Below are 14,961 nucleotides of genomic sequence, written 5' to 3'. Positions count from 1 at the left end.
CGGACACGCTACCAGGCCGGAGGCATATGCCGCATCATCACAGGTCCGGGGTATGCGCCTCGCCCCATTGGTGCAGCGCACCCATGACCGGGCCGAGTGCCTGACCGGCGTCGGTCAGCACATATTCCGAGCGCGGCGGATTCGCTGAATACGCTTGCCTCGTCAAAATTCCCGCGCCTTCCAGTTTTTTGAGCCTGTTCGAAAGCGTGTTCGGTGAGAGCCCGAGTATATCCTGCAAATCCTGAAATCGGCGCGGTCCTTCAAGGAAGAATTCCCGCAGGATGAGGATCGACCATTGGTCGCCCATGGCATTGGTGGCCCTTAGAATCGGGCAGTTGTCACGTCTGTTTGGTGTCATAGCGCAAAGTATAGCGAGAGAATTCAGAATGAGAATTGACTACCATAAATATAGTCACTATGAAATACATACTCAACATGGAGATTCCAATGCTGTCCGACATCTTTCTTGCCTATGTGCATGTCTTCTTCATCCTGCTCCCGGCGTTGGCCGTGGCGGTCGTGGCCCTCGGTGCGGCGCGCGCCGGGCTTGGCGGTGCTGCGCTGGCTCGGGCCGTGCTATGGCCGGTCGGTCTGTTGTCGCTTTGGGGTGCCGTCGCGATGGCGCTGTCGCGCTCGGGCGCGTTCATGGTTCCCGCGACGCTGACCGATCCTCCGATCGTTCTCTTTTCGATGTTTGCGGGTGCGCTGACGCTGTGGCTATTGGCAACGCGCACGCAGACCGGGCAGACCATCCTCGCGCAGACCGATCCCGGGCTGCTCATCGCCTTTCAGATCCCGCGGGTGATGGGGGCGATCTTTCTCGTCGGCTGGGTGGCAGGCGTCATCCCGTGGCAGTTCGCGCTGCTGGCGGGTCTGGGCGATATCTGGGCCGGGTATGAGGGATATCGGGCGTGGCAGGCCTGCGCCAAGGGCGCGCCCGATGCGCGTGCCAAGGTGATGCGCGCCAATATCGTGGGGCTGGGCGATTTCGTCGTCGCGGTTCTGGTCGGCATCACGACGTCGGAAGGCTTTGCCCATCTGATGGCGCAGGAGACGCCCAACATCATCAACCTGCATCCGCTGGCGATGTTTCCGGGCTATTTCGTGGCGATCTTTCTCGCCTTTCATTTCGTTTCTCTGAGCAAGCTGCGGTCCCCCTCCAGGTTTCCGGCAGCCGCCTGAGAAATGAAACCGCGCAAGGCGGCGCTGTTCCGCCTTGCGCGCGATGCTGTTCCGCGCCTCTCAGCCCTTGGCAAAATCCACGATGGCAGCGGTCAGGCAATCGAGGCTGTCCGTATGAGCCACGCTTTCGGGCAGGGCCGTCGTCATCAACGACAGTTCCGTGCACGCCACGAGCAGGTGATCGGCCCCCTCTGCGACAAGCGCCTCGGCCTGCGTCGCGAGGCGCGGGCCGAGCGTGGCGGTGGCCTCGCCTGCCTTGACCGCGCGGATGATCGCGAGCAAGCCGCTGTCGTCGGGCAGAAATACCGGGGTCAGGCCATGCGCGGCAAAGGGTGCCTCGAACACGCCCGCGAGCCGCGTCGCAGGTGAGGCGAGCATACCGACGCGCCGCGCGCCCTGCGTGGCAAGCGAGGCAGCTGTCACGTCCAGCATGTCGAGAAAGGGCAACGACGTCGCCCCTGCCACGGCAGGCGCGTAGTGATGCGCGGTGTTGCAGGGCATGGCGAGCGCCTGCGCGCCCGCCGCCTGCAGATCCCGCGCCATACGCGCGAGCGTCGGGCCGGGGTCTTCGCCGCCGCCCTCGATCAGCGCCTTGATCCGGCTCGGGACCTGCGGGTTCTGATGCACGATCAGCGGCACGTGATCGGCGTCGTCGCGCGCAGGCACGGCCGCCATGACCTTTTGCATCAAGAGAATGGTGGCCTCGGGGCCCATGCCCCCCAGAATGCCCACGGTTTTCATGCGGTCGTCTTACCCCGTCGATTGCGCGGCACCGGGAACCGGGCCGAGGCGGATATCTGCGCTGCGGGCATGCCCCTCCATCCGTTCCGCGCGGCTGAGGCTGGCGGTGACGCGCGCGAGATCCGGCAGCGCGCACTCGTCCACCTCCTGCCAGGTGACGGTCTTGAGAAACTTGTGCACCGATAGCCCCCCTGTGTAGCGCGCGGCCCCCGAGGTGGGCAAGACGTGGTTGGGCCCCGCCGCCTTGTCACCAAAGGCCACGGTGGTGTTCTCGCCCAGGAAAAGTGAGCCATAGGCGCGCAGGCGGTTGCGCCACCAGGGCAGATCACGGGCCTGCACGTGCAGGTGTTCCGGGGCCTTGGTGTCGGCATAGTGCGCCATCTCTTCCGCACTGTCGCAGAGCACCACTTCGGCCAGATCGCGCCATGCGGTGGCGGCGGCGGTGCGGTTGGGCTCGGGCAGGGCCGCGATCAGTGCGGGCACGCGGGCGATCACCGCCTCGGCCAAGCGCTTGTGCGTGGTGGCGAGCCAGACCGGCGAGTTCGCCCCGTGCTCTGCTTGTCCCACCAGATCAGCGGCGACGGTGTCGGGACAGGCGGTGTCATCGGCAAGGATCAGGCTGTCGGTCGGGCCTGCGAACATGTCGATCCCGATGGGGCCGAAAAGCTGCCGCTTGGCCTCGGCCACATAGGCATTGCCGGGGCCGACCAGGATATCGGCAGGCGGCGCGCCGAAGAGGCCAAACCCCATCGCGGCAATGCCCTGCACCCCGCCGATGGTCAGGATGCGCGTCGCCCCGGCGAGGTCCATTGCAAAGAGCATCGCATCGGGAACAGGGCCGCTGCCACAGGGTGGCGAACAGGCGGTGATGTCGGGCACGCCTGCCTCACGCGCCGTGGCGATCGACATCAGCGCCGACGCGATATGGCTATAGCGCCCGCCCGGTATGTAGCAACCCGCCGCCTGCAACGGGATCTGACGCTGTCCGGCCCGCAGACCGGGGCGCAGTTCTATCTCCATATCCTGCGCCGTGGCGCGCTGCGCGGCGGCAAAGCGCGAGATATTGTCATGCGCCCATGCGATATCGTCCTTGAGCGATTGCGGCACGCGGGCGCAAGCGGCCTTGATCTCGGCGCGGCTGACGGTGATCTCGCCCTGCCAGCCATCGAGTTGCCGCGCATATTCCAGCGCCACCTGCGCGCCGCCCGCGCGCAGCCGCGCCAGCATGATCTGCACCGTGTCGGTGACGTCATGGGCGGTCTGCGGTGGCTCTCCGGGGGCGGTTTTGAGCTGGGTGAAGGGCATGGTGCGGGTCTCCTTTGCCTCTATTGATTGGGGCGTCGTGACCCATTGGGCAAGGGAATAGCCGGTCCGGTGGCGGGGTTTTTCCAGCTGCTGAAAGCGGGTTTCGGAATATCCGAAGGCGCGGCCGTCTCCGCCACCGAACGATCTAGAGATTTGCAGCCAGGCCCTTGGCGCAGGTCTGGATCAGGTCGAGCGTGCCGTCGAAATCACGGGTGTAATAGGGGTCGGGCACATGATCCGCGTCCCGGTCGGGCGCGTAATCGGTGAACAGCCGTACCGGCGTGGTATTGCCCGCAGGTCGCAGCGCGTCGATGGCCGCGAGGTTCTTTGCATCCATCGCGACAATGAGGTCGAAGCGGGTGAAGTCTTCTGCCTCGAACTGGCGCGCGCGCAGGTCCGAGATGTCGAGACCACGGGCGCGGGCGGCGTCCTGCATCGGGCCATAGGGTGGATCGCCGATATTCCAGCCGCTGGTGCCCGCGCTGTCGGTCCGGGCCTTTGGGGCGAGGCTGCGGAACACCCCTTCGGCGGCGGGCGAGCGGCAGATATTGCCGAGGCAGACAAAGAGGATTCGGGTGGTCATGGCGCGTCCTTTCCGGCAGAGATTAGAACAGGAGGGCGCGATGCAAAAGATCGTCATACTGACTGGCGCCGGGATTTCGGCGGAAAGTGGGCTTGGCACGTTTCGCGATGTCGGCGGGATCTGGCAACGCTACCGGATCGAGGATGTCGCCACGCCCGAGGCCTTTGCTCGCGATGCCGATCTGGTGCACGGGTTCTACAACGCACGCCGTGTGCAGGCGGCGGAGGCGCGGCCCAATGCGGCGCATCGCGCGCTGGCGCGGTTGCAGGCCGAGCATGCGGGCGAGGTGGTGATCGTGACGCAGAATGTGGACGGGCTGCACGAGGCAGGCGGCGCGCGCGATGTGATCCATATGCACGGTGAACTGGCCCGCGCGCTTTGTGCCGCCTGTGGCGGTCGCTGGGAGGCCGCTGCGCAGATGAGCGTGCGGGATGCCTGTCCGGATTGCGGTGCCTGCGCCTGCCGTCCGGACGTCGTCTGGTTCGGCGAGATGCCCTACAGGATGGAGGAAATCCTGTCGCATCTGGCGGGGGCGGATATCTTTGCGGCGATCGGCACGTCGGGGCAGGTTTATCCGGCGGCGGGGTTTGCACAGGAGGCGGCACTGGCGGGGGCGCGGTGCGTGGAGATCAATCTGGAGCCATCGGCGGTGGCCGGTGATTTTGACGAGGTCCGACAGGGGCGTGCCTCGGAGGTGGTGCCGCTCTGGGTCGCGGAAATCCTGGGCGGATAGGTGAGTTTTGGCCTAAACCCGACATAAGCACCACCCGCGCGAAATGCACCGAAGGTGCCGCGCGAGCGCCGGGCCGTCCCGCGGCCTGGCGATATGATAGGGCGCGCAACGTGTTGAGGTTACAATGACTTGGCTAGCATAAAGCACCCGCCACGACCGTTGCATCGCCAGTCCCCGGCCCTGCGCTCGCGCGGCACCTTCTGGCGGGGTGCTATGACTGCTCCAGGCCAAGCCCACCCCCTATCGGGGCACCTCCAAGGTGCCCCGACCACTACCCAAAAATCAGTTGCCGTGACCGTGACCCTCTTTCGGCATGCGCTCCAGATCGACGGGAATGTCGAGCGTGATCTCGCCGGAGGTCTCGAAGACGAGGGTTAGCGGAATGGTCTTGCCCTGCTCGAATGACTCGGTCAGCCCCATGAACATCACATGATGCCCGCCGCGCTGGAGAAACAACGTCTCCCCCGCGCCGAGTTCGAACCCCTCCTCGACATGCACCATCTTCATCACGCCGCCCTCTTCGCGGTGGGTGTGCAGTTCCACCTTCTTGGCAGCAGTGGATTTGACGGCGATCAGGCGGTCCGGCGCATCACCGATATTCTCGATCAGCATGAAGGCCGCGCCGGTCTTGGCCATCGGGCTGGCGCTGCGCGCATAGGTGTCGAGGACGTGGATTTCCTGCGCCATGGCTGGGGCGGCAAGGGTGAGGCCCGCGAGGGCGGCGAAAAGCGTGGATTTGAGGGACATGGCGTCGCTCCTTTTGGTCTGAATGTAAGGGGGTTTGGAAGGTCAGACCGAGACGGGCGGTGCCCGCGCCAGCGGCGCGGGGCGCGCGAGGCTCGCCTCGTGGCGGGCACCGGCGAAGGTTTGGCGGGCCGTTGCAGCCAGATCACGTGGCAAGGGCAATGGCGGGCGGGCTGCATCCGCATAGAACGCGAGCAGGCAATCCGGGCAGACATGCGGCGGTGTCGCGGGCTGGCCCTTGGCGTCCACGAGCACGGTACGGGTGCCCTCGCCGGTGCAAAGCACCATCTGACCCACCGGCTGCGCCGCGCCGCGCGCCACGGCGAGGCTGACGCTGGTCAGCGCCAGAAAGAGACAAAGCCCAAGGGCGGTTATGCTGCGCAGGATCGTCATTGCCCGCAGGTATAGGCGGGCATGCGCACACAGGACAAGCGACAAAACGTACCGGGCCCGTGAAACGCAAACAGCCCCGCCAAAGGGGCGGGGCCGTGCGTGATTAACACAATCGGGGTATCAGGCGCTGGCGGCCTGCGCCTTGGCGATCTCTTTCTTCACCTTGAGGGCCGACGGCGACAGTTCGTCGTCCTTGGCCTTGGCGAGAAAGGCGTCGAGCCCGCCCCGGTGATCGACGCTGCGCAGCGCGTGGGCCGAGATCCGCAGCTTGATGCCACGGTTCAGGGTTTCCGACTGCAGCGTCACATCGTTGAGGTTCGGCAGATACCGACGCTTGGTCTTGTTATTGGCATGGCTGGAGTTATTGCCAACCATCGGGCCTTTTCCGGTCAGTTCGCAGCGGCGCGACATGGGGTCATCCTCGTTCTTGTTGAGGGCGCGGTCTGGCCCTGCTTAACACAAACGGGCACCGCCACCGGCAGCGCCCCGAATTCCGTCTGGGGTCTTTAGGCCCAATGCGCAGGGGCGTCAAGGGATTCGAGCGGGAAAAAGGCGGGTTGGTTTGCAAGAGGGCTGTGGTAGGGCTTGGGGCCAGTGGTCGGGGGTGCAACTGGCCTGAGGCTGTCGTTGTCGCATCCCGCGCGATACGCACCGAAGGTGCCGCGCGATCGTCATGCCAGAGGCATGCCTCCAGCATGACGCCGTCCCGCGGCCTGGCGATTTGATAGGGCGCGCAACGTGTCGGGGTTACAATGACTTAGCTGGCATAAAGAACCCGCCACAACCGTTGCATCGCCAGTCCCCGACCCTGCGATCACGCGGCACCTTCTGGCGGGGCGCTATGTCCGCTCAAGGCCCCCCGCAGACCGTCATTTCAATTCCTCCGAAGGCTGCTAGGATCGCGACGAGTCGAAAGGGAGAGCATGATGCAGATCGTCCGAACGCAAGACGTCAGGAGCAAGCTGGCCGATGCCGCCTATTTTACCGGCCGGGTCTGGCAGGAGCCCGTGGTCGAGGCGCCGGAGCCTGCGCGCGTGCGGGCCCTGCGCGTCACATTCGAGCCGGGCGCGCGCACCGCGTGGCATACGCATCCCCTCGGCCAGACGCTGCACGTGATCTCGGGGGTGGGCCTCATCGGCACACGGGACGGCACGGTGGAGGAAATCCGCGCCGGTGATACGGTCTGGATTCCGCCCAATGAAGAGCATTGGCACGGGGCCACGCCTGACCGCATGATGTGCCATATGGCGATCCAGGAAGCGCAGGACGGGCGCGTGGCGGACTGGCTCGAACAGGTGAGTGATGCGGATTATGTCGGCAGCTAAAGGCCGCGTCAGCCGCGTGCAACGTCCAGAAACCGCGCGATTTCCGCGTCGGTGATCGACCAGTCGCAGACAAAGCGCGCCAGCAGCGGCTCCTCCGCCGGGCCCTGGTCGAGCGGACCTTCGTAAAGCGCATAGCTTGCGCCTGCCGCCTTCAGCCGCTGATGGGTGGCGCGCGGCAAACGGGCGAAGATCATATTGACCTGCGGTTCAAACGTGATCTCGACCTGCGGCAGGCCGCGCAACCCCTGCACCAGCTTGGCCGCTTGCGCATTGGCCATTTGTGCGGTGGTCAGCCATAGATCATCCGCCAGATAGCCCAGCATCTGCGCCGAGAGATAGCGGTGCTTGGAGAAGAGATGCGCCGAGCGTTTGCGGCGCAACTCGAATTCCCAGGCATTCTCGGCGTTGAAGAAGATCACCGCCTCGACCCCGAGACAGCCATTCTTGGTGCCGCCCATCGACACCGCGTCGATGCCCGCCTGCCATGTCATCTCGGCGGGGCTGCACCCGAGTGCCGCCACCGCATTGGCAAAGCGCGCGCCGTCGAGATAGCAGGGCAGGCCATGATCGCGCGCCACTTGGGCGAGCGCGGTGATTTCCGCGCAACTATAGATGCGCCCGCGCTCGGTCGCCTGGGTGAGCGCCAGTGGCCCGTGCTGCGGGTTGTGCACGTCGCCCGCGGGCCAGGCGCTGATGGCGGTCTGCAATTCATCCGGCGTCATCTTGTCGGCCTCGCCCACAAGGCTGAGCTTTGCGCCGCCGGTAAAGAACTCGGGCGCGTTGCACTCATCCGTGTGGACATGGGCCAGCGGCGTGCAGAACACCGTCTGCCACGGCTGCGACAGGGTGGCGAGCGCCAGCGCATTGGCCGCCGTGCCGGTGGCCACCAGATAGACGCTGGCCTGCGGTGCCTCAAAGAGCGCGCGCAGCCGGTCGCGGACGCGGCTCATCAGCGCCTCGTCGCCATAGGACGGCATATGCCCGGCATTGGCCTCGCTCATCGCCTGCATGACGGCGGGAAGGGCCGGGCCGGAATTGTCGGAGGCGAGTTGCATCAGGTGGGCTCCTCTATGATATACTCGTCCCAGTCATCCTCGGGCACGTCGAACTCAGGGATCGTGCGGTGCTGCATCGAGACGCCGGCGTCATGCACGCTCTGCGGATCGCCGGAAATCAGCGGATGCCAATCGTATAGCGGCTTGCCCTCGTAAAGCAGCTTATAGGCGCAGGTTTCGGGCAGCCAGTAGGCGTGGCGCTCGATCGTGTGCGGTTTGAGCGAGATGCATTCCGGCACGAATTGCTGGCGGATGGCATATTGCCCGCAGCGGCAGGTGGTATCGTCGAACAGGCGACAGGCGACGCGGGTCAATTCCACCTCGCCGGTCTCATCATCCTCCAGCTTGTTGAGGCAGCATTTGCCACAGCCGTCGCAGAGCGCCTCCCATTCCTTTTGCGTCATCCGGTCGAGGCGGGTGGTCTCCCAGAAACGCGGGCGCAATCCGCTGCGGTCGATGGGATCGCTCATAGCGCGGCCAGTATGCTGCGTGCGCGGGCGCAATCGGCATCCATCTGCGCGATGAAGGAGTCGAGACCGTCAAAGGTTTCCTCGGGGCGCAGGTAATCGACCAGCGCGACCGAAAGCGGCGCGTCGTAGAGATCGCCCGAGAAGTCGAAGATGAAGGTTTCCAGATTGGGCACCTCTCCCTGAAACATCGGCCGCAGCCCAAGCGAGGCGGCACCGTGATACTGCCCCTTATGCGGCCCGTCGAGCACATCGACGAGCACTGCATAGACGCCGAATTTCGGCGGGTGCAGCCCTTCGATGGACATGTTGGCGGTCGGATAGCCAAGCGTCCGGCCACGCTGTTCGCCGCCCACCACCGGCCCGTCGATGCGGTGCCAATGGCCCAGCATGGCGGCTGCGGCGCGCGGGTCGCCGTCGCTGAGCGCGCGGCGGATGGCGGTGGAAGAGACCTGACCGGCGTCACCTTCGAGCAATTGCGCGATGGTCACGCCAAAGCCCATCTCCGCGCCGAACGCCTGCAAATCGGCGGCATTGCCCGCGCGCCCCTTGCCAAAGCAGAAATCCGCGCCGACCACGACATGCGCAAGGCCCAGCCCGTCGCGGATCACGTTCTGCGCGAATTCCCGGGGGCTAAGCGACGCGAGCGCGGCGTTGAAATTGATCTCATAAAGCCGCTCGACGCCGAGTTTCTCCAGCCGGTGCGCGCGCGCCTCGCGGCCCATCAGCCGGAAGGGTGGGGCATCGGGCGCGAAATATTCACGCGGATGCGGCTCGAATGTCAGGATGCCCAGGGGCGCGCCGCTGCGTGCGCCCGCTGCGCGCGCCTGATCTATCACCGACAGGTGGCCGATATGGACGCCATCGAAATTGCCGATGGCGACTGAGGCCCCGCGATCGGCCTCGGTGACATAGGTGTAATCCCGGATGATACGCATGGGGCATGGCCTAGCGCCGCGCGGCGGCTTGCGCAAGGGCGATCAGGCGGGACGGCGGGCAAGGGCCGCTGTCACATAAACCAGCATCAGAAGCACCGCCGCGCCGGTCACGAACAGCGCCAGTGCGGCCATCAACGGGGCCAGCGGCAGGAGCGAGGCGACGGGGTCGGGCAGGGTGCCCGTGGCCAGCGTCCAGCCCAGCGTCACTGCGAACCAGCCGAGGATCATCACCGCCGCCGTGCCAAGCGTCGTGCGCAGCCCCGCGCGGCGCACCCGCAGGCCCCGGCGCAGGGTGGTGACGGGCTGTGCGAGGTCGCGCCCGATGGCCAGCAGCGCAGGCACCACCAGCAGCACCAAGAGCATGCCGAAGCCCAGGCCGTAAACCAGCGTGATCACCGTGGGTTTGAGGAATTGCGCCTGCGTGGAGCGCTCGAACAGCAGCGGCGCGAGGCCCAGTACGGTGGTCAGCGTCGTCAGAAGCACGGGGCGCAAGCGGTCGCATGTGCCCTCGATGATCGCGGGGATCAGCCCGCGTGTCTCGGCATGCTCGTCGATCGAGGTCACCAGAACGATGGAATCGTTGATGATGATCCCGGTCATGCCCAGCAGGCCCACAACGGTGAACATCGACAGCGGCACATCCCATTGCGCATGGCCCCAGATCGTGCCGACAAGGCCGAAGGGGATGATCGCCATCACCACCATCGGCCGGGTCCAGCTGGCAAAGACCAGCGACAACACGAGGTAGATGCCCAGAAGCGTCATGATCAGCCCCATGCGGGCGTCGGCCATGAACTCGTCCTCTTGCTCAGACAGCCCCGCCAGACGATATTCGACCTGATGGGTGGCGGCGATCTCGGGCAGAATTTCGGCCTCCAGGGCGCGGCTGATCTCGGCGGCGCGGGCCGGGTCGTCCTCGGAGATATCGCCGGTCACGTTGATCAGGCGCAGCCCGTTCTCGCGGCGCACGGTGGCAAAGCCGGTGCGCTCGGTCACGCTGACCACATCCGCGAGCGGCACATATTGGCCCGAGGGCGCACGCAATTGCATGGTATCTAGGAAATCGGCTGTGAGCTCGCCCCGTGGCAGTTCAACCCGCACCTCGGCAGAGCGCGGCCCGTCGGGATAGGTCGCAGCCTCGATCCCGTTCACGCGGTGGCGCAGGATGCGGCCCAGATCGTCGATGGTAAAGCCCATGGCCGAACCCTGCGGGGTGAGATCGAGGATCAGTTCGGACTTGTCATAGGCGAGGTTGTCTTCGAGCGCCGAGACCTCGGGATAGCGCGCGAGCGCGGATTTGAGGGCTTCGGCAGCAGTCTTGAGATCCTCTGCCGTGGCCCCGTGCAGTTCCACGTCAAGCGCATCGCCGCCCGGCCCCGAGCGGCTGCCGCGAAAGCTGAGCGTTTCCGTGAGCGGCAGTTGGGTGACCTTTTCCTGAAGGTCAGCGACGAATGCAAAGCTGGAATAGGGGCGCAGGTCCGGATCAATGAGCTCTATGGAAATGCCGCCCAGAAGGTCCGCATCCTTGGTGTCCGCGCCCGACAGACCGCGCCCCGAGGTGCCGCCCGCCTGGGCGATCACGTAGCTGAGCGGATTGGCCCCATAGCGCTCCTCATATTCCGCACCAAGCGCCTCGGTCGCGCGCTGCATCTCGCGCATCTGCGCCAGCGTGTCGGCGCGGCTGGCCCCTGGCGCCATGGCGAAATTGCCCGACACGCTGCCGCGTTCGGGGGCGTTGAAGAACCGCCACGTCACATCGCCCTGCAAAAAGCTGCCGATCTGCGTGGCGAGCAGCAGCACCGCACCCGCAAGCACCGCGTAGCGCGCCCGGATCAGCAGGCCCAAAGCCGGGCGAAAACCCCGCTCACGCACCCATCTAAAGCCCCGGTTCACCACCCGGCTGGGCAGGTCGTACCAATGCGCCTTGGCCGAATGCGCAAGCGCGTGCGCCATGTGATTGGGCAGGATCAGAAAGCATTCCACAAGGCTCGCCGCCAGCACGGCAATCACGGTGAAGGGAATGTCATAGATTAGATCCCCGAACCGCCCGCCGATCACCGCGAGGCCGAAAAAGGCAATGAGCGTGGTCAGCGTGGCCGAAAAGACCGGCAACGCCATGCGCCCGGCGGCGCGTTCGGCGGCGACCATCGGCGGCTCGCCATAGCGGCGGTGACGCGCGTCGGCATGCTCGCCCACCACGATGGCGTCATCCACCACGATGCCGAGGGTGATGATGATCGCGAAGAGCGAGATCATGTTGAGCGTCAGCCCGGCGGCATACATGATCGCCACCGCCGCCAGCATCGCCACCGGAATGCCCGCCGCCACCCAGAAGGCAGTGCGCGCGTTGAGAAACAGAAAGAGCAGCCCAACCACGAGCGCAAGCCCGGTCAGAGCATTATCGAGCAGCATGTCGAGACGGCCTGATATGGCCTCGGACCGGGTGCGGATAAGGTCGACCGAGACGCCCTCGGGCAGGGTTTGCAGCATGGTGCCCGCCACCTCGCGCACCTGTGCCTCGATGTCGAGCGCGTCGCCCTTGGCCGAGCGGGCCACGCTGACCGAGATGGCAGGCCGGTCGCCCACGAAATAGGCCACGTCGCGCGCCGTCCCGGCCACCCGGATATGTGCCACGTCGCCGATGGTGAGGGCGGTGCCGTCGCGCTCCATCCGAAGCGGGATGTCGGCGATCTCGGCGGGGCTGCGTTTTGCCGTGCCGGTGCGCACGCGGGTGTTGGCCCCTTTCATGTCGCCCGCCGGGTCGCTGGTGATCTCGGCGGCGATGGCGCTTGCGATCTCCTCCATCGTGATGCGATGCGCGATCAGGTTGGAACCTGGCACCTCGACCACCGTTTCGGGCGCGGCGACACCTTCGATCGTGGTCCGGGTGACGCCCGCATCGAATAGGCGGGTGACGAATTCGTCGGCGATCCGCGCCAGTTGCTCGGTGCCCACCGGGCCGGTGATCACCACGTCCGTCACGCTGTCGCGCCATGCGCCGCGCCGCACCACCGGCTCGTCGGCCTCGTCGGGCAGGGTGGTGATCTGGTCAAGTGCGGCCTGCACCTCGTCGGCGGCGCGGCCCATGTCCCAGTCGGGCTCGAACTCCAGCGTGACCGAAGCGCTGTTCTCGCGGCTCGATGCGCGCGAGCTTTCGACGCCTTCGACCGCCAGCAGGGCGGGTTCGATGATCTGGACGATGGCGTTATCGACATCCTCGGCGCTGGCCCCGTCCCAGGTGACCGAGACGGAAACGTTGTCGATGATGATGTCGGGAAAGAACTGCGCGCGCATGCGCGGCATTGCCATCAGGCCAAGCGCGATCAGCAGCACCAATAGCAGGTTGGCTGCCGTGCGGTGCCGGGTGAACCATGAGATGACGCCGCGCATCGGCCTCAGCCCCCCATCCGGCGTTCGAGCCGTTCGACGGTCTGTGCGGGCACCTCCGGGCGCTCAAGCTCTGCCAGCAGGCGGGCGCGCATCGGCTCTGGCATGGCGCGGTCGCCCTCGACATAGGCGCGCAGCCGGGCGCGGCGGTCGGGGCTGAGGCTCAGCGTCGCCCCGGCATTGGCCTCGGGGCTCAGGCGGCGCACCTTGATGCCGGGGCCAAGGACCGGGCTGCGTTCGCTGACCACCTCGCGGCCCGATAGCTCCGCGCCGCGCACGAGGATATCATTGTCCTGACGGCGCAGCAGGGTGACGGGCAGGCTCTCAAGCCGCTCATCTGCCCCAAGCGCCAGCACCGTGCCATCCGGCCCAAGCGCGGTGGCGGGCAGGCGGATCACTGCGTCGAGCGGCGGCTCCTCGACCGTGACGGCGACGAAATCGCCGGGTTTCATGGCCGGGGCCTCGCTGAGCGTGGCAAAGAGCATGCGGCCGCTTTCGCCCTCGGCGAGGCTGGCGGATTGCCGGGTGATCTGCCCGGTCGCGGTCAGGTCGAGCCCGCCGGTATCCAGCGTCACGGTCACGGGCGCAGGCAGAAGCGTGCCGTCCTGACCCAACAGCCGGGCATATTGCGAGGTGGAGACGCGGAACGCCACCTCGAGCGCCGTGCCATCGACCAGCGTGGCCATCTGTTCATTGGCCGTCACCAGCCGCCCCTCGATCACGGTCACATCGCTGAGCGTGCCGGAAAACCCGGCAGTGATGCGGGTTTCCGCCAGACGCCGCTCGGCCTCCGAGAGGGCCAGTTCGGCACGGGCGGCGGCGGTCTTGGCCTGATCGACGCGCGCCTCCGCGAGGGCCAGCGCCTGACGGCTGGCAAGCACCGCCTGCCGCGCCTGCACGACGTTGTATTCGGCGGTTTCCACCGCCGTCAGGGTGCCGACGCCGCGATCCTCAAGGTCGCGTTGACGGGCCAGCGCCCGGTCCTGAATTTTGGCCTGATCGCGCCGCGCGGCCAGCTCGTCCTTTGCGAGGTCGAGCGCACGTGCCGCCTCGCGCTCTTCGGCGCGGGCGTCGTCAAGATCGGTGCGCGCGCGGCTGACGGCGGTCTCGGAATCGGCAGGGTCGATCCGCGCCAGGAACTGCCCGGTCTGCACCGCGCCGCCCTCGACGAAATCAGGCGAAAGCTCGGTGAGGATGCCGGTCACCTGCGCGCGGATTTCCAGCGTGCGGCGGCTCTCGATCTGGCCAAAGGCGGTGAGGACGGGGGCGATCCGGGCCTCTTCGGCGGTCACCGTGCGCACGGCAAAGACGCGCTCGCGGCGCTCGGGTGCGCGCGGCTCCTGGGCCATGCGCTCCTGCACGGCGCTGACCACGATCTGACCGGCATAGGCCAGCAGACCCAGGGTCAGTGACAGAAGGAAGAGACCGAAAAGCCCCTGACGCAGAAACCGCATGGCATGCCACTCTCAAATAACCGGCCCGACTGGCTGGCGGATGGACTACATTTAACCGCGACGGGCCAAATGCCAAGTCACGGGAGGGTTATACGCGGGGCGCACTCATTTCCGGCGCTGATGCTCGTCGAGCCGTGGCGTGATCTCGACAAAGTTGCAGGGGCGGTGGCGGTAGTCCAGTTGAAAGCTCAGGATCTCGTCCCAGGCGTCCTTGCAGGCACCGGGGCTGCCGGGCAGGGCAAAGAGATATGTTCCGCCCGCGACGCCGCCCGTGGCGCGGCTCTGGATCGCCGAGGTGCCGATCTTTTGCATCGAGACCATGGTGAAAACCGTCCCGAACGCGTCGATCTCTTTCTCATAGACATCGCGATGCGCCTCGACCGTCACGTCGCGCCCCGTAAGGCCGGTGCCGCCGGTCGAGATCACCACGTCCACCTCCGGGCTTGCCACCCATTCGCGCAGCTGATCGGCGATCTGGTCGCGCTCGTCGCGCACGATCATCCGGTCGGCAAGGATATGGCCCGCCGCCTCAAGCCGCTTGACCAGCGTGTCGCCCGAGCGGTCATCGGCCATATCGCGGGTGTCCGACACGGTGAGAACGGCGATCCGGACGGGGATGAAATCCTTGGTATTGTCAATGCGGGACATGGGGGG

Annotated in this window: 16 protein-coding genes; 3 read left to right on the top strand and 13 right to left on the bottom strand. The window is 66.2% G+C overall.

What is annotated here, in order from left to right; translation table 11 throughout:
* Nucleotides 1-37: 37 nt before the first annotated feature.
* A complete protein-coding gene (locus tag PVU19_RS12915) occupies nucleotides 38-307 on the bottom strand; it encodes a winged helix-turn-helix transcriptional regulator (RefSeq protein ID WP_200901854.1) in 270 nt (89 codons plus the stop codon).
* A gap of 110 nt (nucleotides 308-417) precedes the next feature.
* On the opposite strand from PVU19_RS12915, the gene PVU19_RS12910 reads away from it, so the two are divergent.
* On the top strand, nucleotides 418-1,182 hold the full coding sequence (locus PVU19_RS12910; protein ID WP_160316360.1) for a hypothetical protein: 765 nt from the start codon (nucleotides 418-420) through the stop codon (nucleotides 1,180-1,182).
* Between the two features lie 60 nt (nucleotides 1,183-1,242).
* Here the strand turns inward: PVU19_RS12910 and cuyB are convergent, their stop codons facing one another.
* The 3 genes from cuyB to PVU19_RS12895 all read right to left on the bottom strand — a co-directional run bounded on the left by cuyB (nucleotide 1,243) and on the right by PVU19_RS12895 (nucleotide 3,811).
* The gene (gene cuyB / locus PVU19_RS12905; protein ID WP_050662495.1) at nucleotides 1,243-1,923 is read right to left on the bottom strand and encodes a cysteate racemase; all 681 of its coding nucleotides are present in this window, start codon (nucleotides 1,921-1,923) and stop codon (nucleotides 1,243-1,245) included.
* Between the two features lie 9 nt (nucleotides 1,924-1,932).
* The gene (hisD, locus tag PVU19_RS12900) at nucleotides 1,933-3,228 is read right to left on the bottom strand and encodes a histidinol dehydrogenase (protein ID WP_050662496.1); all 1,296 of its coding nucleotides are present in this window, start codon (nucleotides 3,226-3,228) and stop codon (nucleotides 1,933-1,935) included.
* A gap of 145 nt (nucleotides 3,229-3,373) precedes the next feature.
* The gene (locus tag PVU19_RS12895) at nucleotides 3,374-3,811 is read right to left on the bottom strand and encodes a low molecular weight protein-tyrosine-phosphatase (RefSeq protein ID WP_050662497.1); all 438 of its coding nucleotides are present in this window, start codon (nucleotides 3,809-3,811) and stop codon (nucleotides 3,374-3,376) included.
* 40 nt (nucleotides 3,812-3,851) lie between these two features.
* Between PVU19_RS12895 and PVU19_RS12890 the strand changes: the two genes are divergently transcribed.
* On the top strand, nucleotides 3,852-4,544 hold the full coding sequence (locus PVU19_RS12890; protein WP_050662498.1) for an NAD-dependent deacylase: 693 nt from the start codon (nucleotides 3,852-3,854) through the stop codon (nucleotides 4,542-4,544).
* A 282-nt stretch (nucleotides 4,545-4,826) separates the two neighbouring features.
* On the opposite strand, the gene PVU19_RS12885 is transcribed toward PVU19_RS12890, so the two are convergent.
* The 3 genes from PVU19_RS12885 to rpmB all read right to left on the bottom strand — a co-directional run bounded on the left by PVU19_RS12885 (nucleotide 4,827) and on the right by rpmB (nucleotide 6,092).
* Complete coding sequence (locus PVU19_RS12885) at nucleotides 4,827-5,291, bottom strand: copper chaperone PCu(A)C (protein WP_050662499.1); 465 nt, start codon at nucleotides 5,289-5,291, stop codon at nucleotides 4,827-4,829.
* A 42-nt stretch (nucleotides 5,292-5,333) separates the two neighbouring features.
* Nucleotides 5,334-5,681: a DUF2946 family protein gene (locus tag PVU19_RS12880; RefSeq protein WP_050662500.1), complete on the bottom strand. Its 348-nt coding sequence runs from the start codon at nucleotides 5,679-5,681 to the stop codon at nucleotides 5,334-5,336.
* 120 nt (nucleotides 5,682-5,801) lie between these two features.
* Nucleotides 5,802-6,092 carry a 50S ribosomal protein L28 gene (gene rpmB / locus PVU19_RS12875; protein ID WP_050662501.1) on the bottom strand — a complete coding sequence of 97 codons (291 nt, stop codon included), beginning with the start codon at nucleotides 6,090-6,092 and terminating at the stop codon, nucleotides 5,802-5,804.
* Between the two features lie 515 nt (nucleotides 6,093-6,607).
* On the opposite strand from rpmB, the gene PVU19_RS12870 reads away from it, so the two are divergent.
* Complete coding sequence (locus tag PVU19_RS12870) at nucleotides 6,608-7,006, top strand: (R)-mandelonitrile lyase (protein ID WP_050662515.1); 399 nt, start codon at nucleotides 6,608-6,610, stop codon at nucleotides 7,004-7,006.
* An 8-nt stretch (nucleotides 7,007-7,014) separates the two neighbouring features.
* Here PVU19_RS12870 and PVU19_RS12865 read toward each other — a convergent pair whose 3' ends face one another.
* The 6 genes from PVU19_RS12865 to moaB form a co-directional block, all read right to left on the bottom strand.
* A complete protein-coding gene (locus PVU19_RS12865) occupies nucleotides 7,015-8,061 on the bottom strand; it encodes a threonine aldolase family protein (protein WP_050662502.1) in 1,047 nt (348 codons plus the stop codon).
* Nucleotides 8,061-8,531, bottom strand: coding sequence for a YcgN family cysteine cluster protein (locus tag PVU19_RS12860; protein ID WP_050662503.1), 471 nt, complete (start codon nucleotides 8,529-8,531; stop codon nucleotides 8,061-8,063). The genes PVU19_RS12865 and PVU19_RS12860 overlap by 1 nt, the downstream gene beginning before the upstream one ends.
* Nucleotides 8,528-9,466, bottom strand: coding sequence for a bifunctional riboflavin kinase/FAD synthetase (locus tag PVU19_RS12855; RefSeq protein WP_050662504.1), 939 nt, complete (start codon nucleotides 9,464-9,466; stop codon nucleotides 8,528-8,530). The genes PVU19_RS12860 and PVU19_RS12855 overlap by 4 nt, the downstream gene beginning before the upstream one ends.
* Before the next feature lie 42 nt (nucleotides 9,467-9,508).
* Nucleotides 9,509-12,856 carry an efflux RND transporter permease subunit gene (locus PVU19_RS12850; protein WP_050662505.1) on the bottom strand — a complete coding sequence of 1,116 codons (3,348 nt, stop codon included), beginning with the start codon at nucleotides 12,854-12,856 and terminating at the stop codon, nucleotides 9,509-9,511.
* A gap of 5 nt (nucleotides 12,857-12,861) precedes the next feature.
* On the bottom strand, nucleotides 12,862-14,307 hold the full coding sequence (locus PVU19_RS12845; RefSeq protein WP_050662506.1) for an efflux RND transporter periplasmic adaptor subunit: 1,446 nt from the start codon (nucleotides 14,305-14,307) through the stop codon (nucleotides 12,862-12,864).
* A gap of 105 nt (nucleotides 14,308-14,412) precedes the next feature.
* A complete protein-coding gene (moaB, locus tag PVU19_RS12840) occupies nucleotides 14,413-14,955 on the bottom strand; it encodes a molybdenum cofactor biosynthesis protein B (protein ID WP_050662507.1) in 543 nt (180 codons plus the stop codon).
* Between the last annotated feature and the right edge of the window lie 6 nt (nucleotides 14,956-14,961).

This window comes from Roseovarius tolerans (genome assembly GCF_028885395.1).
Classification (GTDB): domain Bacteria; phylum Pseudomonadota; class Alphaproteobacteria; order Rhodobacterales; family Rhodobacteraceae; genus Roseovarius; species Roseovarius tolerans.
This window is presented reverse-complemented; position numbering and strand designations above follow the sequence as displayed.